Genomic DNA, 22,433 nt, shown 5'->3' with positions numbered 1-22,433 from the left:
GTTCTGCTCCCTAGGGTTGAATTAGTGGTGCTCTGACGCGTGATTTAAGGTGTAGCGAGGTACTTCTACCACTAAATCTTTATCAGCCACTTTAGCCTGACAACCCAAACGTGATTCAGGCTCAAGACCCCATGCTTTATCAAGCATATCGTCTTCCAGCTCCTCACTTTCATTCAGAGAGTCAAAACCTTCACGAATGATCACATGACACGTAGTACATGCACACGATTTCTCACAAGCATGTTCAATCGCGATACCGTTACGCAGCGCTACATCCAGCACTGTCTCTCCAGTTTTCGCTTCCAACACCGCCCCTTCCGGACAGAGATCCTGGTGTGGCAGAACAACAATCTTTGGCATGTTTAAACCTCATCAATGGAATGGCCAGCCAGTGCTTCGCGGATGGATTTATCCATACGACGCGATGCAAATTCCTGACTCGCTTTGTCTGTATCTTTAATACCTTGCTCAATGGCTGCGGCATCGTCGCCGTTACGCAGCGCAATCAGTGCTTCAATCGCTTGCACCAAGGCTTTCTGTTCTATGTCTGTCAGCAATACTTGCGCATCAGCTTGAATGGCAACCAGCAGACCCTCGATCACGCGATCAGCTTCAACCCGCTGTTCGGCAAGGTAGCGAGCATCTTTGTCATCTTGCGCGTGAGTAAACGATGATTTGATCATGTTAACCACTTCATCATCACTCAAACCATAAGATGGCTTAACCTGAATCGATGACTGCACTTGCGTGCTTTTCTCCATCGCTGTGACAGAAAGCAAACCATCAGCATCCACTTGGTACGTCACGCGAACATGCGCAGCACCCGCGGTCATTGGCGGAATACCTTTCAAGGTAAAATTGGCGAGTGAGCGGCAATCATCGACCATCTCACGCTCGCCCTGTACCACATGCACTTTCATGCCAGTTTGACCGTCTTTAAACGTGGTGAACTCTTGAGCGCGCGCAACAGGAATGGTGGTATTGCGTGGAATGATTTTTTCCACCAAACCGCCCATGGTTTCAATGCCTAACGACAGAGGGATAACATCCAGAAGCAACATTTCGCCATCCGGCTTGTTGCCCACCAAAATATCAGCCTGAGTCGCTGCACCCAGCGCAACCACTTTGTCGGGATCAATACTGGTTAGTGGTGTGCGGTTAAAAAATTCGCCCACTTGTTCGCGAACCAAAGGAACACGCGTTGAACCGCCGACCATCACCACTTCGAGTACTTCATCAGTGCTGACACCAGCGTCTTTTAACGCACGGCGACAAGAAAGTAAGGTTTTCTTAACCAATGCGCCAATTAAATCATCAAACTGCGCACGAGTCAGTGAGCCTTTCCAACCCAGCACATCAATGTCAGTGCTGGCGTTGTCACTCAATGCCACTTTTGTAGCCGTCGCCACATTGTGTAGTCGACGACGATCATCGCCAGACAATTCGGCAAAGCCTGCTTGCTCAGCAATCCTATCTGCGACTAAGTGGTCAAAATCATCCCCACCTAACGCTGAATCACCGCCAGTCGCCAACACTTCAAACACGCCTTTAGACAGTCGAAGAATGGAGATATCAAAAGTGCCACCGCCTAAATCATAAACCGCTATCACACCTTCTTGGCCTGAATCTAGACCATAAGCAATCGCTGCAGCCGTGGGTTCATTGAGAAGGCGAAGAACGTTAAGACCTGCCAATTTGGCAGCATCTTTCGTGCCCGCACGCTGCGCATCATCAAAGTAGGCAGGAACGGTAATCACCACGCCTTCAAGCTCACCACCTAATGACGCTTCCGCTCGTGCATTCACAGCACGCAATATATCGGCAGAAACTTCAATCGGGTTTTTTGCGCCTAAACGAGTATTGATCAGCGGTAAGCCATTTTCTGACGCAGACAACTGGTAAGGCAGATGCGAATAGCGTGATTGAACGTCAGAGAGTGAGCGTCCCATCATGCGTTTAATAGAAATGATGGTATTGGCGCTGTCTGTTTCAGACATCGCCTGTGCGTCATAACCCACAGTGACGGTGTCGCCATAATGCACCACTGATGGGATCAGTGATCGGCCATCCAGATCATCAAGGGGTGTTGAGGTGCCGCTGCGAACTGATGCCACAAGCGTATTGGTTGTCCCGAGGTCGATACCCACTGCGAGCTTATGCTCATGCGGTGCAGCACTTTGACCAGGTTCTGCAATTTGTAACAGTGCCATGTTGGTTCCTGTAGCCTGATCTGCCACTGCGCCGTGAATTAACCCAGCAGCCGATCTTCGATTCGTTCGATTTCTTGCTTGAGTTTGACTAAGAATTTGAGCTTACGTACCGTCACTGCCGCATCTGGCCAATGCTGAGTATTGAGTTGTTCTATCAGTTCACTCAGCAGCGCTTGATGAAGTGTCGATACCTGCTTCTCAAAGTCAAACAACAATACATCCGGCTCATCACTATCTGCAATCTCTTCGAGCTCTTCACGCAGTTCCATTTGCTGCATTAAAAACTCAGGATCCTGCATTGTCTGCTGTTCGTCGCGCAGTTCTAGCCCATTCAGTGAAAGGAGGTATTCCGCGCGGCGAACGGGGTCGCGTAGCGTCTGATAGGCATCGTTGATTTGCGCCGCTTTCTGAACAGCTAGCAGGCGCTCTTGAGCTGAGGCCGTAGCAAATTTGTCCGGGTGAAAACGTCGTTGGAGTTCGCGATACTGCGAAGAAAGAGAGCTACCATCCAGTTCAAACTCAGATGATAGCCCGAATAGTTCGAAATGATTCATGTCATCTCACGTGTTAAACGTTAAAGCTTTCGCCGCAACCACACTCACTGTTTACGTTAGGGTTGTTGAATTGAAAGCCTTCATTCAAGCCTTCTTTTGCAAAGTCGAGCTCCGTACCTTCAAGATACAACATACTCTTGCTATCAACGATCACTTTCACGCCGTCATACTCAAACACTTGGTCTTCTTCTTGGAGTTCGTCAACGAACTCCAAAACATAAGCCATGCCTGAACAACCAGAGGTACGAACACCTAAACGTAGTCCGATGCCTTTACCTCGGCTTTCAAGAAAAGTGCGGACACGTGATGCCGCTGCGTCTGTCATAGTAATGGCCATAAGTACAACAACCCTTCTTACGTATTAAGCTTCGTGCTTTTTCTTGTAATCGCTAACAGCGGCTTTGATTGCGTCTTCCGCCAGAATTGAGCAGTGAACTTTCACTGGTGGCAATTCCAACTCTTCAGCAATTTCGGCGTTCTTGATAGAAGCCGCTTCGTCCAGAGATTTGCCTTTAACCCATTCTGTTACCAGAGAGCTAGATGCAATCGCAGAACCACAACCGTAAGTCTTGAACTTCGCATCTTCGATGATGCCTTGATCGTTCACTTTGATTTGTAGCTTCATCACATCGCCACACGCGGGGGCGCCAACCATGCCACTACCCACATTTGGGTCGTTTTTATCAAAGCCACCCACGTTACGTGGATTTTCATAGTGATCGATTACTTTTTCGCTGTAAGCCATGATCTATTCCTCAATATCCTTTGACCGATTAGTGATGTGCCCACTCAACGGTGTTTAAATCAATACCTTCTTTGTACATGTCCCAAAGAGGTGACATTTCACGAAGCTTGGTCACCGCTTTCAGTACCTGCTCAATCGCGTAGTCCACTTCTTCTTCCGTGGTAAAACGACCGAATGAGAAACGAATTGAGCTGTGTGCCAATTCATCGTTCAGGCCTAGAGCGCGCAGAACATAAGACGGTTCAAGGCTTGCAGATGTACATGCGGAACCTGAAGAAACAGCCAAATCTTTCAGTGCCATCAGCAGTGACTCACCTTCAACAAAGGCAAAGCTCACATTTAAGTTTGCGGCAACACGCTGTTCCAAATCACCGTTTACGTAAACGGCTTCTAAATCTTTTACGCCATCAAGGAAACGGTTACGCAATGCCAGTGAGTGTGCTTGATCTTTTTCAAGCTCTTCTTTTGCAATACGGAACGCTTCACCCATGCCCACGATTTGGTGGGTCGGTAGCGTACCTGAACGCATACCGCGCTCGTGACCACCACCGTGCATTTGTGCTTCTAGACGAATACGTGGCTTACGGCGTACATACAATGCGCCGATACCTTTAGGGCCGTAGGCTTTGTGTGCACTCATCGATACCAAATCAACTTTGATTTCTTGCGTATCGAGTGGCAATTTGCCAACAGATTGCGCGGCATCAACGTGGAAAACCACTTTACGATCACGACATAATTCGCCGATGGCTGCGATGTCTTGAATGACGCCAATTTCATTGTTCACATGCATGATAGAAACAAGAATGGTGTCTTCGCGAATCGCGTCAGCCAGTTTGTTCAAATCAACAATGCCGTTTGACTCAGGCTCAAGGTACGTGACTTCAAAACCTTCACGCTCTAGTTGACGGCAAGGGTCCAAAACCGCTTTGTGCTCGGTTTTGCACGTAATAATGTGCTTACCTTTTTTGCCGTAAAAATGCGCAATACCTTTGATTGCCAAATTGTCTGATTCTGTTGCACCTGACGTGAAGACAATTTCACGTGGGTCAGCATTCAGATAGTTCGCAATGTTTTCACGTGCAGTATCAACCGCTTCTTCCGCTTGCCAACCGAAACGGTGCGAGCGAGATGCTGGGTTACCGAACACGCCATCCAGTGTCAGGTGTTGCATCATTAATTCTGCAACACGCGGATCTACTGGGCATGTTGCTGAATAGTCAAAATAAATTGGCAATTTCATTTGTGTCTCCAAGTACTCCGGCACGACTCATTACGAGCGAAAATTCACACCCATAGTGACTGAGTTTTCACTGCCACTGGAGTTTAAACCGTGTCTAACAATAGTGGTTGACTCACGAGTTGAGTCTTGACGCCCGGCGACCTGCTTGACTTCGTTGTCTTGCATGAGTTCGCCAAGCGTTATGTCATTTAAAAAGCTGCTAATACGCGAGCTTAAATCACGCCAAAGCGTGTGTGTCAGGCAGCGTGTTCCGCCTTGGCAGTCGCCTTTACCTTGACACTTAGTTGCATCTACCGATTCATCCACCGCCGCGATAACCATACCAACTGCGATTTCATTTGCGCTAACACCTAGGCGGTAACCACCACCAGGGCCGCGAACACTAGACACAAGTCCAGCTTTGCGAAGACGCGAGAAAAGCTGCTCAAGATATGACAAAGAGATACCTTGACGCTCAGAAATGTCAGCCAGAGGCACGGGCCCCATTTCGGAGTGCAGCGCGACATCAAGCATCGCTGTAACGGCATATCTGCCTTTAGAAGTCAGTCTCATAACATCCTACCTGTGAGCGAGTAATGCAATGAGTCTGACATACCCGACTAAAACGGTCAAGTATTTAACCCACCATTTTAGTCAAGCTTTTAGCCCTAACTAAAAAGTGGTTATTCTTGTGTCTTTTTGATTGTTTTTTCAACAGCTGAAAGCACACCACGCAATATATTTAGCTCCTGACTTTCAGGGCGCGCGCGATTAAACAGACGACGCAGTTTAGTCATCACCAAGCCTGGGTGCGATTTATTGATGAAGTCTGTTTTATCTAACACCTGCTCAAGGTGCGCATAGAAACGCTCTAAATCTTCAGCCATTGGATAAGGTTGTTCTTTCACTTCCCCTTGATAGGCTTGGCTGTCTAGCCATGCCATACGCGCTTCGTAACAAAGGGTTTGCACAGCCATCGCAAGGTTTAGCGAGCTGTATTCAGGATTGGCGGGGATCGCCACATGGAAATGACAAGCTTGAAGCTCTTCATTGGTTAATCCAGTGCGTTCTCGACCGAAGACCAAAGCGACGGGATGTTGGCTTGCTTCTTCAATGGCTTTTTTACCGCACTCGCGAGAATCCAACATTGGCCATTCAAGAGTTCGGCTTCGCGCACTTGTGCCGACGACCAAACCACAATCTGCGACGGCTTCTTCAATGGTATTTACAATGCGCGCATTGTTGGCAATATCGCTTGCACCCGCAGCGAGCGCGATAGCTTGACCGTCTACTGTGCAGTCGGGAGCAACGAGCACCATGTTTTTTAGCCCCATCACTTTCATGGCTCGGGCAGCCGAGCCAATGTTGCCAGAGTGGGTGGTGCCAATCAGTACAATTCGAATATTATCTAACATTTAGCGATCACTGAATTACGTCGGGGAATTCAACCCAAACGACCACCAAATGGCGTTTGAGCATTGAGCCGCGCGATTCTACCACACTGGTATTTGTTTTACCCTTTTTACACTACAGTACGAAAATGGGTGCGCAAAAATTCACCACTTCCCTTTTGGCCCAGCTCTGATATACTCGCCGCCGCTTTCCGTTCTTTAACATCCGTTGGGAAAATTGTATGCATCCAATGCTAAACATTGCCATTCGCGCTGCGCGAAAGGCTGGCGACTTTATCGCTAAATCTGCTGAAAACCCTGATAACGTAGAAGCCACTCAAAAAGGCACTAATGACTTCGTTACCAATATCGATACTTCTGCTGAGCACATTATTATCGATGTAATCAAAAAATCTTACCCTGACCACAGCATCGTTTCTGAAGAAGCGGGCGTGATTAAAGGGAAAGATGCTGATTACCAATGGATCATCGACCCACTGGATGGCACGTCAAACTTCATTAAAGGTATTCCTCACTTCTCAGTCTCTATTGCACTACGCATTAAAGGCCGTACTGAAGTCGCTTGTGTTTACGATCCAGTCCGTAATGAGTTGTTCTCTGCTCAGCGCGGTTCAGGCGCACAGCTAAACAGCAAACGTCTTCGCGTGAGCAGCCCTAAAGATTTGAATGGTACGATTCTGGCGACAGGTTTCCCTTATAAAGCGAAGCAACACTCAGAAGGCTTTATGAAAGTCGTTAGCGCACTGTTTGTTGATTGTGCTGACTTCCGTCGTACCGGCTCAGCAGCACTAGACCTTTGTTATGTTGCAGCTGCTCGCTTTGACGGTTTCTTCGAGCTTGGCTTGAAACCTTGGGACATGGCAGCAGGTGAGCTGATCGCACGTGAAGCGGGTGCACTTTGCACAGATTTCGCAGGTGGTACTGATTACATGCAAACCGGTAACATTATTTCTGCTAGCCCGAAAGTACTGAAAGGTATGCTGGCGAAAGTTCGCGATAACGCGAACGAAGCAATGAAGAAATAAGATTGTTGTGAATTAAAAAACGGCGTCCTTCGGGACGCCGTTTTTGTTTGGGGAAAAGAATAGAAAAATGGAGCCTTTCGACTCCATTTTTGTTACCACATAGGTATGCGTTACGGCATTGCGTCGAACTCTTCGCCTTCTTTATCCACTGGCGGTGGAGGAAGAAGGTGCTCACGGGTGATGCCCAATTTGAGCGCCAGTGCCGAAGCCACATAGATAGAAGAGTAAGTACCGATGGTAATACCAATCAACAATGCTGCTGCAAAGCCGTGGATCATCGCGCCGCCTTGCATAAACAAAGCGATAACCACGAACAAGGTTGTGCCTGACGTGATCAAAGTACGGCTCAATGTCTGTGACACTGAGGAGTTAATGATCTCAGCCGCGTCACCTTTACGCATTTTGCGGAAGTTCTCACGGATACGGTCATAAACAACAATCGTATCGTTCAAGGAGTACCCCACTACCGTCAGCAATGCTGCCACGATGGTTAGGTCCACTTCGATTTGCATGAACGAGAATATACCCAGCGTGATGATCACATCGTGCGCCAAAGACGTTACCGCACCTGCCGCTAGACGCCATTCAAAACGCACAGAGACATACAGCAAAATACACAGCAACGAAGCAATAATGGCCAAGCCACCCGCTTCGGTCAGTTCATCACCCACGTTCGGGCCAACAAACTCGATGCGGCGCATTTCAACGGCTTCACCTGTACCGGTTTTGATCGCTTCAAGGATTTGAGTCCCAAGCAGTTCACCCTTAACGTTTTCACGCGGGCGAAGGCGCACCATCACATCACGAGAAGTACCAAAGTTCTGAACAATCGCATCCCCAAAGCCTTCAGCTTGAAGAGAGTCGCGAATAAGTTGCAGATCAGCCGGTTTCTCAAAACCCACTTCAATCAGCGTACCGCCGGTAAAGTCGAGCCCCCAGTTCAACCACTTTGTTGACAAGCTGAACACAGACGCCGCAATCATCAAGGCCGAAAAAATAAAAGCCGGCTTGGACCAACGCATGAAATCGATATTCAGGTCGGGTTTTAAAAGTTGAAACATTTTAATGCCCCCTTAGATCGATAGCTTATCAATGCGCTTACCGCCGTAAACCAGGTTAACCAGGCAACGGGTTCCGATAATAGCAGTGAACATTGACGTGAGAATACCGATAGACAGTGTCACAGCGAAACCTTTCACCGCACCCGTACCAACAGCAAACAGAATGATTGCCGTGATTAGGGTGGTGATGTTGGCATCAGCAATGGTGCTAAACGCATTCGCATAACCTTGAGAAATCGCTTGTTGAGGGTTTCGCCCTTCATGCAATTCTTCACGGATACGCTCAAAGATAAGCACGTTAGCATCGACCGCCATACCGACCGTGAGTACGATACCGGCAATACCTGGTAGCGTCATTGTCGCCCCCGGGATCATCGACATTACACCGATGATAAGCACGATGTTCGCTGCCAGTGCACAGTTAGCAAATAGACCAAATCGACGGTAATAAACCAAGGTGAAGAGCATGACCGCAACTAAGCCCCAAAGACAGGCTTTAATACCCATGTCGATGTTCTGTTGACCCATAGATGGACCAATGGTGCGTTCTTCAACAATCGAGATTGGCGCAATCAATGCACCTGCACGTAAAAGCAGTGCTAGGTTATGTGCTTCAGCTTGCGAATCGATACCAGTAATACGGAAGTTACGTCCCAGCGCCGTTTGAATGGTCGCTTGGTTAATCACTTCTTCATGCTTAGCAAGAATGATCTTACCGTTTTCATCACGCTTGCCGCTGTCTTTGTATTCAGCAAACACTGTCGCCATCAATTTGCCGACATTGTTCTTACTGAACGCAGCCATCTTGCTACCGCCGTCACTGTCGAGCGAGATGTTAACTTGAGGACGGCTGTATTCATCAAAGCTAGAACTTGCATCCGTGATGCTTGAACCGCCCAGAATAACGCGTTTTTTCAATACTGCCGGACGACCGTCACGCGTGTATTTTATTTCGCTACCTGGCGGTACACGACCCGCTGCGGCTGCCGCTAAATCTGCACTGTCATCCACTTCGCGGAATTCCAGTGTTGCGGTCGCACCCAAAATTTCTTTTGCACGCGCGGTATCTTGAACACCTGGCAACTCAACCACGATACGGCTTGAACCTTGACGCTGAACCAATGGTTCGGCGACGCCCAATTCGTTAACGCGGTTACGTAGAATCGTGATGTTCTGATTCACAGCGTAGTTAAGGATTTCTTGAAGACGCGCTTCGGTGTAGGTCGCTGATACTGCAAAACGGGCACTGTCGGTGGTAAACACCATATCTGGGTGCAGCTTCGCGAGCTCTGTCTCCGCTTGATCCATATCGGCTTCATTGCGCAGCATGACTTCGACATTGTCGTTGCTGCCAACGCGAAGACCACGATAGCGGATTTTCGCTTCACGCAATTCGGTACGGAAAGTGTCTTCCTGCTGGGTAAGAAGCTTCTCCATCGCCGCGTCCATGTCCACTTCCATCAGGAAATGCACACCGCCGCGAAGATCCAACCCTAACTTCATTGGGTTTGCACCAATGACTTCAAGCCAATGAGGGGTGGCTGGCGCAAGGTTCAACGCAATAATCAAACCGTCGTCTTTGAGCGTGCTATTTAGCGCGTCGCGGCCTTCAATTTGAACTTCAGTGTCGGAAAAGCGAACCAGTACTGTGCCGTTTTCTAGCGCAATAGATTTATAAGGAATGCTGTCTTTTTCGAGGGTGGTTTTTACGGTATCCAGAGTTGAAACATCAACCGAGGCGCCACGCGCCCCGGTGATTTGAACCGCTGGATCTTCACCGTAAATATTGGGAAGTGCATAAAGGGCGCCGACAAATAAGACCAACACCACCATGATGTACTTCCACAAAGGATAACGGTTTAGCACTGCTATGATCCTTTATGGTTATCAGATTACAGCGACTGAATCGTGCCTTTTGGCAGAACAGCAGTCACAAAATCCTTTTTGATAGTTACTTCGTTGTTGTCGTTAAGCGCGATAACGATGAAGTCGTTTTCTTCTGAAATCTTAGTGATTTTGCCAACTAGGCCGCCACCAGTAAGAACTTCATCCCCTTTACCCATCGCTGCCATCAGGTTTTTGTGTTCTTTAACACGTTTTGCCTGCGGACGATAAATCATGAAGTAGAAAATAACAGCAAACAGGCCAAGCATAATAAATAGCTGCATACCGCCACCCTGTGGTGCGCCTTCTGCTGCTGCATGAGCTTGTGAAATAAACATTCAGTCACGTCCTCGTATTAATTTGAATATTGTTGCGATTTTACCTCTCCCAAAGCGAACTTTCGAAGAGGCAGAACTTCTTAGTCTTCTTTCAACGGTGGCACTTCACGGCCACGACGTTCGTAGAATTCTTTAACGAAGGTATCTAATCTACCTTCGTCGATAGCGTTACGCAAACTCTCCATCAGACGCTGGTAATAGCGTAGGTTGTGGATAGTGTTGAGACGAGCGCCAAGAATTTCATTACAGCGATCAAGGTGATACAAATACGCCTTGCTGTAGTTGCGGCAAGTGTAACAGTCACACTCTGGATCCAGTGTAGTTGTGTCACTTTTATGCTTCGCATTACGGATCTTGATCACACCTCCAGTCACAAACAGGTGGCCATTACGCGCATTTCGGGTTGGCATCACGCAGTCAAACATGTCGACACCGCGGCGCACGCCTTCAACTAAATCTTCTGGCTTGCCCACACCCATCAGGTAGCGTGGCTTGTCTTCAGGCAGTTTTGGACAAGTATGTTCCAATACGCGATGCATATCTTCTTTTGGCTCACCGACCGCCAAACCGCCAACGGCATAGCCATCAAATCCAATCTTGGTGAGGCCTTCAACAGACACGTCACGCAAGTCTTCATAGACTGAACCTTGCACGATACCGAATAGAGCATTCTTGTTGCCCATTTTGTCGAAATGGTTACGGCTACGTTGTGCCCAACGCAAGCTCATTTCCATCGACTTTTTCGCTTCGTCATGGGTAGCAGGATATGGCGTACATTCGTCGAAAATCATCACAACGTCTGAACCCAAGTCGTACTGGATTTCCATTGATTTCTCAGCATCCATGAACACGCGGTCGCCGTTCACTGGATTACGGAAATGCACACCTTCTTCGGTGATTTTTCGCGTTTTACCCAAGCTGAAAACTTGGAAGCCGCCTGAATCGGTCAAGATAGGACCTTGCCAATGCATAAAATCGTGCAAGTCGCCGTGCGCGCGCATCACTTCCTGACCAGGACGCAACCAAAGGTGGAAAGTGTTACCTAGCAAGATTTCCGCACCGGTTTCAGCCACTTCTTCTGGCGTCATCCCTTTTACAGTGCCGTAGGTACCAACAGGCATAAATGCAGGGGTTTCCACTGTACCACGTTCAAAAACCAGACGGCCACGACGGGCGCGGCCATCTTTTTTAATCAGTTCGTATTTCACGATACCTCCGAAATGCCAGATAAACAGTCTGGCGAATATGTGTTTAATACCAATCGGATTAAGTAGGTGGTCATAAATTTGCGAAGGAAAAATCGTCAAGAGCCAGGAAGAGATTGCAGTAAGTAGTTACTCTACTTGCAAAATATCTGACGCAGCTATTGTCGATTTTAACCAGCAAGAATGACTGAATATTTAATCTGATTGGTATAATGACACAGAGACAAAACTGGCTGCCAACTTATTCAGTGGACAGCCAATCAAAAATTATCGTCCGTGTTTGCCAAGTTTCTCTGTCAACAAACGCGGTATTCTGGCGTCAACCGCAGATTATACCTCAGTCTGGCGCGTGACAAACATCGCATCGCCATAACTAAAGAAGCGATATTCATTCTTTACCGCCTCATGGTAGGCATTAATGACATGATCGTAACCTGCAAACGACGATACCAGCATGATCAATGTCGATTCTGGTAAATGGAAATTGGTCACCAACGCATCGACTAACTGCCACTCATAACCTGGGTAGATGAAGATCTGCGTGTCATCGAAGAAAGGCTTAAGCGCTGTCCCCTCTTGCTTGGCACGCTGTGCGGCGCTTTCCAGAGAGCGGACTGACGTCGTGCCAACAGCAATCACACGGCTACCGCGCGCTTTTGCCGCAATCACTGCATCAACCACATCCTGTGGGACTTCGGCGTACTCTGAGTGCATGATGTGATCGTTAATATCGTCCACGCGCACTGGCTGGAATGTACCTGCCCCAACGTGCAAAGTAACAAAAGCGGTTTCAACGCCTTTCTCTTTTAGAGCAGCCAGCATTTTTTCGTCAAAGTGGAGACCAGCCGTTGGCGCAGCAACAGCACCTGGCTTTTGGTTATACACCGTCTGATAACGCTCTTTGTCAGAATCTTCATCTGGGCGATCAATGTATGGCGGCAGAGGCATGTGACCAACTTGATTCAGAATATCAAGCACGGCTTGATCGCCGCTGAAGCGGATCTCAAACAGCGCATCATGTCGCGCCACCATTTCCGCTTCGAATTCGTCATTTTCGCCAAGAAGCAACAGGTTGCCAGGCTTAGGGGATTTAGATGCACGCACATGTGCAAGGATCGATTTATCGTCCAGCACTCGCTCCACCAGCACTTCAATCTTGCCACCCGATGCTTTTCGCCCGAAGACTCGTGCAGGGATCACGCGGGTGTTGTTAAACACCATAAGATCGCCAGGTTCAACAAGGTCGAGGATATCAGTGAATTGCGTATGGCTCAGTTCACCGGTATTGCCGTTCAGTTGCAATAGACGGCTCGCCGTACGATCCGGTTGCGGATAACGTGCGATAAGTGAATCTGGAAGGTCAAAATGAAAATCGGATACTTGCATTGAAAAAGCCCCATTCTGCAGCAGCCCGCTAGTATAGGGACACACGCTGCAATATCAAGCAAGATGGAGCTTGCTCGCCGAAAATCTGGCGAGCAAATTTGTCAGGAATTATGAAAACGGTATGCGTCGGCGAAGCGCAACTGCACCCGCAAAAATGAACGAAAGCCAACCGAAAGCACCACCACCACCGCCAGATGAGGGGGGCACGACATTGTCATCGGATTCATCGGAAGGGTATTGAGGCTCAACTGGCGGGTTATCAAATGGATTGTAACCACTAGACTGATCAAAAATATCTTCTTTAAATGATGGGCTTGGCGATTGATAACCACCAATCATGTTTTGACCAATCCAATCGTAGTAAGTGCTAATTTGGGTAAAGCCATCTTCAGAACTGGTGCTGCCGCAACCATAATTACGATTAGAGAAACTCACAATACCGACAGCTCGGTATCCACGGTCTGCATCACCAGCGTAATCTTTATCTTGCCAAACAAGCGGCCCACCAGAATCTCCCGAACAGATTCCCGCAGTGTATGATTGATCAGCACAAACATAAGCGGCTGAAAGTTCACCGCTCACTGCACCCGATACCTTCGTCCAACTACAGGTATCATCACTCACGCCATTCATTGTTGTTTTTAATAACGCCTCGGTGACACTCCCACCCGTGTATGTCGCTCCCCACCCAGACACATATAAATTGTCTTGTGCAGCACCAACAAATTCTTGGTCTAAATCGTCTTGCCTATCCGGTAGAAGAATTTTGATCGGTTGGGCGTTAGAGGGAAGTCCTTCTGCTAATCGAACGAGTGCAATATCACCAGTCAACATTTCATCATCGTAGTCCGGATAAACCTTAACACTCGCGGCAGCAATTCCAGTTCCTGCGAAGCTAAGCTGTTCAAAGCCTGCATAAACTCTAACGTCAGCAGCAGAGAATCCATTGACACAGTGAGCTGCCGTGATCACGTAGTCATCAGAAATAATGATACCGCCACATGCATAATAGCCAGTACGGCTATTGCCAATGCTAAGAAATGCCTGCCAAGGTGTCGATTCAATGGAGGCATAGCTGCCGCTGATTATTCTTGCTTCTTTCACGCCCTCGGCAAACACTGAGCCAGCCGCGCTCAACATCAAAAGAGCCAACGTTGCATTCCCTTGCCAACTTCTCATTATTATTCCTCGCCAACATTTTCTTTACCGCAATCAAGAACCGTATCTCAAGATTGCATAAAGAAAAAGCTGACAAGGACGATCATGCGGTCTTTTTCTCGACTTTACAGCGATGTGTAAAAAGTAAGACTCACAACAAGGCGTCACAGATCTAATTAATGGAAGACCGAATCAGAAAACGCCCACTAAAAAGGAACGTTAGGGGTTATTCGAACAAAGAAGATCGCGAAGAAAGTATCTGCGGAAAACGATGATAACGAAAAGCCAAAGCAGTGCACTCAGCCCTACTTCCCCACCTCCACCACTCGACGATGGAGAAACCGTCACCACCTGCGAGCTATTACTCGCACAGCTACCCGCTTGGCAACTGCTAATCCAACTACGGTAATTCGACACTTGTGTATACACATCAGGGAAGGCTGCGGCTGCGCATTGAAAGTTAACCCCGAAACTCACAATACCGACTAAGGTTGCCCCGCCATCCGAATCCGCAGCGCGGGAAGGATCAAACCACACCAAGGGGCCACCAGAATCGCCATTACACGCGCCTTTCCCTGGCGCCTGCGCACAGAAATATTTGGTTTGATAGCCAGAAACATCGGTTAATGTCGTGCCCCAACTAGAAGCGCAAGAAGCATCAGAGACAGTAGAGAGCGTCGCTTTTTGCAAGGCCGTCGTCGAGGTGCTGCGGTTAGCGTCGATATATCCCCAGCCTGTCAGTTGCAAATCTTGTTGGGATAAATCTGCTGTGGCATCGACGGCGGTTTGCACAGAGGTACTTGCAAGTGCAACGCTTGACGCATTGGCATGAAGAGGCGCTGAAAGTTTAATAAGGGCTATGTCATTAGCGAGTGTTTTCTTGTCATAACTGCTGTTGGCATAAATCGAATCAACCGTGGATTGATAGTTGGCAAAATCCGAACCATAGAGTTGCGCGGTTCCTGTGTAAACAGACACAGTATTGGCAGAAGCTAACTCAAACGGGTCATTCTCATCGGCAGTGTCTAGGCAATGCGCAGCGGTAAGCACCCAGTCATCCGCAATAACCACGCCTCCACAATAGGAATTTCCTATATGGACAAATGCCTGCCATGGCGCATCAGCGATCTCAGCATTTGAACCACCCACCACATGCGGCGAACGTTCAGCACCATGAGTCAAAAATGGCAAAAAGAACATCAGTATTAAAGTGAATCGATTACACATCCCACAAAGCCCTCATCACAGTGTAAACATTAACGGCGACCACACGCCTGCATCGCGACTGCTGATGGAACGGCAAAAAAAAATCCTAAATACGTCAAACATATCTTTGATTAGGGTCACCTTTCATGCGCCATAATTTGGCTACATTCGACATATGCCCCTTATTTTTATACGTCTTCTTGGAGGCCATATGCTTACTGTCAAAGAAATGATGACACCAGAACCCATCACCTTATCTTTTAAGCATACGATAAATGACGCAAAGCGCCTGATGGATTCAAAACGGATCCGCCACATTCCCATCGTATCTGACACCCATCAATTGCAAGGTCTTGTCACACAAAGAGATGTGTTAGCAGCGCAAACGTCCAGCCTTGAAAAATCATTGGGGAACGACGACCCAATGAAGGCGACACTTTCTCGATTTTTGACGCATTCGCTCTATACCGTCGCCCCAACAGCAAGGCTAAAATCTGCGGCACTTTTCATGCAAAAACATAAGATTGGCTGCTTACCCATTGTTGAAAACGAAAGGCTTATTGGCATTATCACGGATACCGACTTTGTCGCCATTGCCATTAATTTGCTAGAGATCCAAGAGGAAACTGAGCCGATGGAACTCGAAGGCGAAAGCGCATAAATGCACTAGCAGTCGCGACAGCACTGTCATTCCTCGTCATAATCGATGGCACATCACCACATCGAACGCGCTTTATCTAAAAGCGCAGACCAAGGAAGACGGATTGAATTATCTTGCGCATTTGCATGTCGCATCCTGCTGCCAAAGCCAATTGTTGGGCAACCTGTTGGCGGATTTTGTTAGAGGCAAGCCGGACGGACGCTTTCAACCACAAACCGTCGACGGGATTTATCTGCATCGCTATGTCGATGGGTATATTGATGCGTTAGATGACATAAAGGTCTGTCGCGCACTGTTTCCGCCCGAGCTTTATCGCTATAGCGCCATTGCACTCGATATTTTCTGGGATCACGCACTGGTCACACACTGGGAAACTTTTCACGACGCACCATTAGAGCTATTTGTTAAGCAAGCGGAGAGCGACTGCCAGCAAACTTCTGATTTAGAACCTTCCCCCTTGCCCGAACGCTTTGTTTTTATGTCAGAGAAAATGTGGCGCGAGCAATGGATTCAATCCTACGCAGATATCAACACCCTGCCTTTTGTCTTAAAGCGCATGTCAACGCGAAGCCCAAGAATGGCGCCACTAGCCGATACCGCGGAAGTACTGATTGCCCACCAAGTTCAACTGCTCGACGCCTTTCCGTCCATATACCAACAAGTATTGAATGCCGCATCGACGTTCAGTGAAATACAGCAGAGCAATACAAAGGGGTGAGTTTTTAGAAGGGCTTTTAGAAAGCGATATACAAAGTAGAAGAAAAAGATAAAAGATGGCCATAAAAAAAGCGACCCGAAGGCCGCTTAAAGCGTGGATTATGAGGCTCGATTAAGTTGGCCCCTTTAGACTCGTTCTCGTCACACGTATTGGCTGTTTACGCGTCAATTAAAACTGGTCTTCTTCCGTAGAACCTGTCAGTGCCGTCACTGACGAGTTGCCACCTTGAATGGTGTTCGTCATGGTATCAAAGTAACCCGTACCCACTTCCTGCTGGTGAGCCACGAACGTATAACCACGCTCAGCCGCTTCAAACTCAGGACGTTGTACTTTCTCAACGTAGTGGCGCATACCTTCACCCTGCGCATAAGCGTGGGACAATTCGAACATGTTGTACCACATGTTATGAATGCCAGCGAGCGTGATGAACTGGTACTTATAACCCATGTCTGACAGCTCTTGCTGGAAGCGCGCGATAGTATCTGCGTCCAGGTTTTTCTCCCAGTTGAACGACGGCGAGCAGTTGTACGCCAGCAGTTGATCGGGGTATTTCGCATGAATAGCTTCCGCAAATTGACGCGCTTCTTCCAAATCAGGTTTTGCTGTTTCACACCAAATCAGGTCTGCATACGGCGCATAAGCCAAGCCGCGAGAAATCGCCTGCTCAATACCTGCACGTACTTTGTAGAAACCTTCAGACGTGCGCTCACCCATGATGAAGTCTTTATCGTATTCATCGCAATCAGAGGTAAGTAGGTCTGCAGCATTCGCATCAGTACGAGCGATCACAAGGGTGGTGGTGCCTGCAACATCAGCAGCAAGACGCGCTGCTACCAGTTTTTGAACGGCTTCTTGGGTAGGAACCAGCACCTTACCCCCCATGTGACCACATTTTTTCACTGATGCTAGCTGATCTTCAAAGTGAACACCTGCCGCACCCGCTTCAATCATTGAACGCATAAGCTCGTAAGCATTCAAAACGCCACCAAAGCCCGCTTCAGCATCCGCAACGATAGGTAGGAAGTAATCCGTGCCTTCTTCTGGCGTAACGCCCTTCGACCACTGAATTTGGTCAGCCCGACGGAACGAGTTATTGATACGTTTAACTACCGCTGGCACAGAATCAACAGGGTACAATGACTGATCCGGATACATGCTTGATGCAGTATTATTATCCGCTGCGACCTGCCAGCCTGACAGATAAACAGCCTCGATACCTGCTTTCGCTTGCTGAACAGCTTGACCACCCGTTAGCGCACCCAAACAGTTCACATACCCTTTTTTGGCAGAACCGTTCACCAGCTCCCACAGCTTGTCCGCACCGCGCTGAGCAATCGTCTGCTCAGGGATGAAAGAACCACGCAGTGCGACCACTTCTTCTGCTGTATAAGTACGTTTTACGTGTTTCCAGCGTGGGTTTTCGGCCCAATCTGTGTTCAACGCGTCGATTTGCTGCTGTCTTGTCAAAGTCATTGTGATTCCCTCTCTCAATGTAATTTTAAATCTTGGTTTCCATTTTCTTGGGCTTACATAATCTTGATGGTGCTTAATCCAGTAATTCGTATCCAGACAAGGTTAAGAAATCGGCCAGCTCATCACTGGTGGTCAGTTGTTCCATCAAACTGGCCGCCTGCTGGTACTTCCCTTGATTGAATACGTCTTCGCCTAGCTCGTCTTTCAGCACCGACATTTCTTCCGCAAGGCAAGCTCTGAAAAAGTCTGCCGTCACGGTTTTACCGTTGCTGAGTGTTTTTTGGTGTTTGATCCACTGCCAAATCGAGGCGCGTGAGATCTCTGCCGTTGCTGCATCTTCCATCAGGCCATAAATTGGCACACAGCCATTACCGGAGATCCAGGCTTCGATGTATTGCACCGCAACACGAATATTGTGACGCATACCGTCTTCGGTGCGCTCACCGTCGCAAGGTGCCACCAGCTCAGTCGCCGTGATCGGTGCATCTTGCTCACGCATCACATCAAGCTGATTTTTACGCTCTCCAAGTGCGGTATCGAATACTGCTTTGGCTGTGTCTGCCAGACCTGGGTGGGCAACCCAAGTACCGTCGTGACCATTCTTCGCTTCGAGCGATTTGTCAGACTGAATCTTGTCCAATACCCATGCGTTTTTCTCTGGGTCTTTCGATGGAATAAACGCTGCCATGCCACCCATCGCCATTGCACCACGGCGGTGACACGTTCTCACCAACAAGCGTGAATAGGCATTAAGAAAGGGTTTTTCCATCGTGACCACTTGGCGATCAGGTAAGACGCGGTCTGGATGGTTACGAAAGGTTTTGATATAGCTGAAAATGTAATCCCAACGACCGCAGTTCAGCGCCACAATGTGATCTTTCAGGCTATAAAGAATCTCATCCATTTCAAACACAGCGGGCAGCGTCTCGATCAACACGGTTGCTTTGATCGTGCCGCGCGGCAAGTCGAAATGATCTTCGGTGAAACAGAACACATCGTTCCACCAAGCGGCTTCTTGATGCGACTGCAATTTCGGCAGGTAGAAATACGGGCCCGATCCACTTTCCATTAGCGCTTTGTGGTTGCGATAAAAGTACAAACCAAAATCGAACAATGCACCCGGAATCGGCTTGCCACTTAGCAACACGTGCTTCTCTTTCAAATGAAGGCCGCGAACACGACAGATAAGCACCGCAGGATCTTCGCTCAATGCGTATTGCTTACCATTGCCGGGATTTTCATAAGAGATGGTGCGATTAATCGCGTCAGTCAGGTTACGTTGACCTTGAAGTACCGGTCCCCACGCAGGGGAGAATGAATCTTCAAAATCTGCCATGAATACTTTCACGTTGGCGTTCAGTGCATTGATCACCATTTTTCGCTCTGGTGGCCCAGTGATCTCTAAGCGGCGGTCTTGTAAATCTTCAGGGATGCCACGAATCTTCCAAGACTCTTCGCGAATATTTGCGGTTTCAACAAGGAAGTCCGGTAACTCGCCAGCATCAAACTTCGCCTGACGTGCTTCTCGTGCGGTCAATAAAGCTGGAATACGGTCAGCAAAGCGCACCGCTAAGGTGTGAAGGAATGAAAGCGCATCATCAGTTAAAACATCAGATTCTTTCTGAGTGATCGGCGGAACGCATGAGAGTTCCTGTGAAACCTGTTGTGCATGTGTGTCCATAAACTGCCCTCCAATTCCATTTGTAACTAAATCACAACAATATCAATTGTTGTCGTACCGCTTCGATTTCTTTCATGTCGCCGAAACACAACACTAAACTGGCGTATTTAGCGTAACACGTCAACACGCCACGTCGCGTTAGACTTAAGTATTAAATGATCAATATACTTTAAAATCATTAGCTTATAATAAAATAGAGTTTTAACTCAAAACACTGAATTAAAACAAATCTCAGATTGTTCTTCCGTTTGTGATCTTTTCATCCTTTGGTGCCATTTTTGTAACCACTTACGAAATTAAATTACATAATGGGTTTCTAGGTTGAACTCAAAACAGACCTGTTTTAAACGTAGCAGTAGAACTGTGATTTTGCAGAAATTCTTTCTATAACAAAAAGTTAACAATAGTGAAAGATATCAACACCCAACAAAAGTTCTCGCTAAGTGGTTAATAATTGTCAAAAAATATGTCGCAATATAGACAGAATTTAATTTCAGAAATGCATCAGGATTACCAAACCGTTTTCGGAGTTATAGTCTGGTTAAATTGAAGAAATTAGAGGAATAAACCAAAGTTATAAGAAAAAGCAACGAGAGGTAAAGATTCTTGAAAAGTCAGAGGTAACTTCATCGTTTTGTGCATCTAGGCACATAACCAACGTAATCATTGACCTCTGACGTAAACCAACAAAACAGGAAACCGTGCAATATAGTGAGCAAGGCTAGAGCAGTGTTTTGACCAAATCCGCCAAAGCTTCAAAGGTCGGCTTACGGCTGGATGTAGGACGCCAAACCAAGCCAATATCACGATATGCCTTACGACCTGGCGGTTCGACGACAACCAAATCTAGGTTATCTAACAAACCATGATTAATCGCCATTTGAGGAATAAAGGTAGAGCCAAGGCCATTGGCAACCATTTGCACTAATGTATGCAAACTGGTGGCCGAGAACGGATTGATTTTTTCTGTGGTCGTTAACTGACAAGCAGATACCGCATGATCGGTTAAACAATGCTCGCGTTCGAGCAAAAATACGGATTCATCAGGAAGATCGGCATACCGTATTGGTACATTCACTTTTTCTGCCTGTGATTGACTGAGCACCATTTTGAATGCGTCCGCCCCGACAACACGGCTTTCCATGCCACCAATCTCAACAGGCAAAGCCAAAATCAACACATCCATCTCACCGCTTTTCAACGCAGCAAGAAGGTTAACGGTGGTATCTTCGCGCAACAGTAAATCCAACTCAGGAAAATGCTGATTCACCGCACGCACTAAATCACACAACAAAAACGGCGCAATGGTCGGAATGCAGCCCACACGCAGTTTTCCCTGCATGGGCAACTCACTCACTTTTGTCAGCTCCATCAGATCTTGGCTACGCGCCAAAATTTCCCGACTTCGCACCACCACATCTTCACCGATAGCAGAGAAAACCAGCGTTTTGTTATCGCGCTCAATAAGTTGAGTGCCAATGAGATCTTCTAAGTTCTGAATGCCGGAACTTAGTGTAGACTGACTAACGAAACACTGTTTGGCCGCCTCACCGAAATGGCGAGTTTCATGCAGTGTCACAAGATAATGGAGCTGTTTGAGAGAAGGGAATTTTGTCATCGATTTTTCCGATTGCAATAATCTATTAAATTCACTTTTTTCAATCTAACAGTTCCACTATAGTTTGTCCTGTTCATAGATGAATTAAGGCGTTCACGCCTGACAACGACACATTTTAGGAGCTGAGAAATGGTACTAGTAGGCCGTCAAGCCCCAGATTTTACTGCAGCAGCAGTACTGGGCAATGGTGAAATCGTAGATAACTTCAACATGAAAGAATTCACCAAAGGTAAGAAAACGGTTCTGTTCTTCTACCCACTGGATTTCACTTTCGTATGTCCTTCTGAGCTGATTGCTTTTGACAAGCGTCACGCAGACTTCCAAGCGAAAGGCGTTGAGGTTATCGGCGTTTCTATCGATTCTCAGTTCTCTCACAACGCATGGCGTAACACTGCTGTTGATGACGGCGGTATCGGTCAAGTTAAATACCCATTGGTTGCTGACGTTAAGCACGAAATCTGTAAAGCATACGACGTTGAGCACCCAGAAGCGGGTGTTGCTTTCCGTGGTTCTTTCCTGATCGACGAAGACGGTTTGGTACGTCACCAAGTGGTTAACGACCTGCCACTAGGCCGTAACATCGACGAGATGCTACGCATGGTTGACGCATTGAACTTCCACCAGAAAAACGGTGAAGTTTGCCCAGCACAGTGGGAAGAAGGCAAAGCAGGCATGGACGCATCACCTAAAGGTGTTGCAGCTTACCTGTCTGAGCACACTGAAGACCTGTAATTTGGCTAACTGCTTCACCGCAGTTTCCCCCTAGCGCGAAAGCGTAAAGCCAAAGTCAGCGAAAAATAAAATGAGGCCCGGACCACCGGGCCCTTTTTTTTACCAAAATTTTACACCCTCCCCGCTTCTCTTTCTGTTTCAACT

General features: G+C 47.7%; 22 protein-coding genes. 4 read left to right on the top strand and 18 right to left on the bottom strand.

All coding sequences use genetic code 11. The features are described from left to right. Positions 1–21: 21 nt before the first annotated feature. From fdx to trmJ, 8 genes are all read right to left on the bottom strand, one after another. Positions 22–360 carry an ISC system 2Fe-2S type ferredoxin gene (gene fdx / locus A1OO_RS03485; RefSeq protein WP_016960889.1) on the bottom strand — a complete coding sequence of 113 codons (339 nt, stop codon included), beginning with the start codon at positions 358–360 and terminating at the stop codon, positions 22–24. Between the two features lie 2 nt (positions 361–362). Then, positions 363–2,210, bottom strand: a complete 1,848-nt coding sequence (hscA, locus tag A1OO_RS03480) for a Fe-S protein assembly chaperone HscA (RefSeq protein WP_016960888.1) — start codon at positions 2,208–2,210, stop codon at positions 363–365. Between the two features lie 38 nt (positions 2,211–2,248). Beyond that, positions 2,249–2,764, bottom strand: a complete 516-nt coding sequence (gene hscB / locus A1OO_RS03475; RefSeq protein ID WP_016960887.1) for a co-chaperone HscB — start codon at positions 2,762–2,764, stop codon at positions 2,249–2,251. 13 nt (positions 2,765–2,777) lie between these two features. After that, on the bottom strand, positions 2,778–3,101 hold the full coding sequence (gene iscA, locus A1OO_RS03470; RefSeq protein WP_017004663.1) for an iron-sulfur cluster assembly protein IscA: 324 nt from the start codon (positions 3,099–3,101) through the stop codon (positions 2,778–2,780). 24 nt (positions 3,102–3,125) lie between these two features. Next, positions 3,126–3,509 carry a Fe-S cluster assembly scaffold IscU gene (iscU, locus tag A1OO_RS03465; RefSeq protein ID WP_016960885.1) on the bottom strand — a complete coding sequence of 128 codons (384 nt, stop codon included), beginning with the start codon at positions 3,507–3,509 and terminating at the stop codon, positions 3,126–3,128. A 28-nt stretch (positions 3,510–3,537) separates the two neighbouring features. Beyond that, positions 3,538–4,752, bottom strand: a complete 1,215-nt coding sequence (locus A1OO_RS03460) for an IscS subfamily cysteine desulfurase (protein WP_016960884.1) — start codon at positions 4,750–4,752, stop codon at positions 3,538–3,540. Between the two features lie 30 nt (positions 4,753–4,782). Continuing rightward, positions 4,783–5,304, bottom strand: a complete 522-nt coding sequence (iscR, locus tag A1OO_RS03455) for a Fe-S cluster assembly transcriptional regulator IscR (protein WP_016960883.1) — start codon at positions 5,302–5,304, stop codon at positions 4,783–4,785. Between the two features lie 110 nt (positions 5,305–5,414). After that, positions 5,415–6,146 carry a tRNA (cytosine(32)/uridine(32)-2'-O)-methyltransferase TrmJ gene (gene trmJ / locus A1OO_RS03450; RefSeq protein ID WP_016960882.1) on the bottom strand — a complete coding sequence of 244 codons (732 nt, stop codon included), beginning with the start codon at positions 6,144–6,146 and terminating at the stop codon, positions 5,415–5,417. Positions 6,147–6,364: 218 nt separating this feature from the next. Here trmJ and suhB point away from each other — a divergent pair, with 218 nt between their 5' ends. Further along, the gene (suhB, locus tag A1OO_RS03445; protein ID WP_016960881.1) at positions 6,365–7,168 is read left to right on the top strand and encodes an inositol-1-monophosphatase; all 804 of its coding nucleotides are present in this window, start codon (positions 6,365–6,367) and stop codon (positions 7,166–7,168) included. 110 nt (positions 7,169–7,278) lie between these two features. Here the strand turns inward: suhB and secF are convergent, their stop codons facing one another. The 7 genes from secF to A1OO_RS03410 form a co-directional block, all read right to left on the bottom strand. After that, positions 7,279–8,229, bottom strand: coding sequence for a protein translocase subunit SecF (gene secF / locus A1OO_RS03440; RefSeq protein WP_016960880.1), 951 nt, complete (start codon positions 8,227–8,229; stop codon positions 7,279–7,281). Positions 8,230–8,241: 12 nt separating this feature from the next. Beyond that, the gene (gene secD, locus A1OO_RS03435; RefSeq protein ID WP_016960879.1) at positions 8,242–10,095 is read right to left on the bottom strand and encodes a protein translocase subunit SecD; all 1,854 of its coding nucleotides are present in this window, start codon (positions 10,093–10,095) and stop codon (positions 8,242–8,244) included. A 26-nt stretch (positions 10,096–10,121) separates the two neighbouring features. After that, positions 10,122–10,451, bottom strand: coding sequence for a preprotein translocase subunit YajC (gene yajC, locus A1OO_RS03430; RefSeq protein WP_016960878.1), 330 nt, complete (start codon positions 10,449–10,451; stop codon positions 10,122–10,124). Between the two features lie 80 nt (positions 10,452–10,531). Then, a complete protein-coding gene (gene tgt, locus A1OO_RS03425) occupies positions 10,532–11,659 on the bottom strand; it encodes a tRNA guanosine(34) transglycosylase Tgt (RefSeq protein WP_016960877.1) in 1,128 nt (375 codons plus the stop codon). 327 nt (positions 11,660–11,986) lie between these two features. Next, complete coding sequence (gene queA / locus A1OO_RS03420; protein ID WP_016960876.1) at positions 11,987–13,042, bottom strand: tRNA preQ1(34) S-adenosylmethionine ribosyltransferase-isomerase QueA; 1,056 nt, start codon at positions 13,040–13,042, stop codon at positions 11,987–11,989. Between the two features lie 108 nt (positions 13,043–13,150). Further along, entirely contained in the window at positions 13,151–14,221 is a 1,071-nt protein-coding gene (locus A1OO_RS03415) for a S1 family peptidase (protein ID WP_016960875.1), read from the bottom strand. A 198-nt stretch (positions 14,222–14,419) separates the two neighbouring features. Next, positions 14,420–15,427 (bottom strand): serine protease, encoded by a 1,008-nt coding sequence (locus A1OO_RS03410; protein WP_139128055.1) that lies wholly within the window; start codon positions 15,425–15,427, stop codon positions 14,420–14,422. 190 nt (positions 15,428–15,617) lie between these two features. Between A1OO_RS03410 and A1OO_RS03405 the strand changes: the two genes are divergently transcribed. Together A1OO_RS03405 and A1OO_RS03400 are read left to right on the top strand one after the other, a co-directional pair. Next, positions 15,618–16,067 (top strand): CBS domain-containing protein, encoded by a 450-nt coding sequence (locus A1OO_RS03405; protein WP_017004661.1) that lies wholly within the window; start codon positions 15,618–15,620, stop codon positions 16,065–16,067. A 103-nt stretch (positions 16,068–16,170) separates the two neighbouring features. Next, positions 16,171–16,785, top strand: coding sequence for an ACP phosphodiesterase (locus tag A1OO_RS03400; protein WP_017004660.1), 615 nt, complete (start codon positions 16,171–16,173; stop codon positions 16,783–16,785). Between the two features lie 168 nt (positions 16,786–16,953). Here A1OO_RS03400 and aceA read toward each other — a convergent pair whose 3' ends face one another. The 3 genes from aceA to A1OO_RS03385 all read right to left on the bottom strand — a co-directional run bounded on the left by aceA (position 16,954) and on the right by A1OO_RS03385 (position 21,557). Beyond that, complete coding sequence (aceA, locus tag A1OO_RS03395; protein ID WP_016960871.1) at positions 16,954–18,258, bottom strand: isocitrate lyase; 1,305 nt, start codon at positions 18,256–18,258, stop codon at positions 16,954–16,956. 73 nt (positions 18,259–18,331) lie between these two features. Further along, on the bottom strand, positions 18,332–19,939 hold the full coding sequence (gene aceB, locus A1OO_RS03390; protein WP_017004659.1) for a malate synthase A: 1,608 nt from the start codon (positions 19,937–19,939) through the stop codon (positions 18,332–18,334). Positions 19,940–20,660: 721 nt separating this feature from the next. Continuing rightward, complete coding sequence (locus A1OO_RS03385) at positions 20,661–21,557, bottom strand: hydrogen peroxide-inducible genes activator (RefSeq protein WP_016960869.1); 897 nt, start codon at positions 21,555–21,557, stop codon at positions 20,661–20,663. Between the two features lie 129 nt (positions 21,558–21,686). Here A1OO_RS03385 and A1OO_RS03380 point away from each other — a divergent pair, with 129 nt between their 5' ends. Continuing rightward, a complete protein-coding gene (locus A1OO_RS03380; RefSeq protein ID WP_016960868.1) occupies positions 21,687–22,289 on the top strand; it encodes a peroxiredoxin C in 603 nt (200 codons plus the stop codon). Positions 22,290–22,433: the final 144 nt, after the last annotated feature.

The sequence above is a fragment of the Enterovibrio norvegicus FF-33 genome, assembly GCF_000286835.2.
GTDB classification, from domain to species: Bacteria; Pseudomonadota; Gammaproteobacteria; order Enterobacterales; family Vibrionaceae; genus Enterovibrio; species Enterovibrio norvegicus_A.
This window is presented reverse-complemented; position numbering and strand designations above follow the sequence as displayed.

Coding starts and splice junctions, on each gene's coding strand:
- fdx (WP_016960889.1), bottom strand. CDS start 360: ATGCCAAAGATTGTTGTTCTGCCACACCAGGATCTCTGTCCGGAAGGG.
- hscA (WP_016960888.1), bottom strand. CDS start 2,210: ATGGCACTGTTACAAATTGCAGAACCTGGTCAAAGTGCTGCACCGCAT.
- hscB (WP_016960887.1), bottom strand. CDS start 2,764: ATGAATCATTTCGAACTATTCGGGCTATCATCTGAGTTTGAACTGGAT.
- iscA (WP_017004663.1), bottom strand. CDS start 3,101: ATGGCCATTACTATGACAGACGCAGCGGCATCACGTGTCCGCACTTTT.
- iscU (WP_016960885.1), bottom strand. CDS start 3,509: ATGGCTTACAGCGAAAAAGTAATCGATCACTATGAAAATCCACGTAAC.
- A1OO_RS03460 (WP_016960884.1), bottom strand. CDS start 4,752: ATGAAATTGCCAATTTATTTTGACTATTCAGCAACATGCCCAGTAGAT.
- iscR (WP_016960883.1), bottom strand. CDS start 5,304: ATGAGACTGACTTCTAAAGGCAGATATGCCGTTACAGCGATGCTTGAT.
- trmJ (WP_016960882.1), bottom strand. CDS start 6,146: ATGTTAGATAATATTCGAATTGTACTGATTGGCACCACCCACTCTGGC.
- suhB (WP_016960881.1), top strand. CDS start 6,365: ATGCATCCAATGCTAAACATTGCCATTCGCGCTGCGCGAAAGGCTGGC.
- secF (WP_016960880.1), bottom strand. CDS start 8,229: ATGTTTCAACTTTTAAAACCCGACCTGAATATCGATTTCATGCGTTGG.
- yajC (WP_016960878.1), bottom strand. CDS start 10,451: ATGTTTATTTCACAAGCTCATGCAGCAGCAGAAGGCGCACCACAGGGT.
- queA (WP_016960876.1), bottom strand. CDS start 13,042: ATGCAAGTATCCGATTTTCATTTTGACCTTCCAGATTCACTTATCGCA.
- A1OO_RS03415 (WP_016960875.1), bottom strand. CDS start 14,221: ATGAGAAGTTGGCAAGGGAATGCAACGTTGGCTCTTTTGATGTTGAGC.
- A1OO_RS03410 (WP_139128055.1), bottom strand. CDS start 15,427: ATGTGTAATCGATTCACTTTAATACTGATGTTCTTTTTGCCATTTTTG.
- A1OO_RS03405 (WP_017004661.1), top strand. CDS start 15,618: ATGCTTACTGTCAAAGAAATGATGACACCAGAACCCATCACCTTATCT.
- aceA (WP_016960871.1), bottom strand. CDS start 18,258: ATGACTTTGACAAGACAGCAGCAAATCGACGCGTTGAACACAGATTGG.
- aceB (WP_017004659.1), bottom strand. CDS start 19,939: ATGGACACACATGCACAACAGGTTTCACAGGAACTCTCATGCGTTCCG.
- A1OO_RS03385 (WP_016960869.1), bottom strand. CDS start 21,557: ATGACAAAATTCCCTTCTCTCAAACAGCTCCATTATCTTGTGACACTG.
- A1OO_RS03380 (WP_016960868.1), top strand. CDS start 21,687: ATGGTACTAGTAGGCCGTCAAGCCCCAGATTTTACTGCAGCAGCAGTA.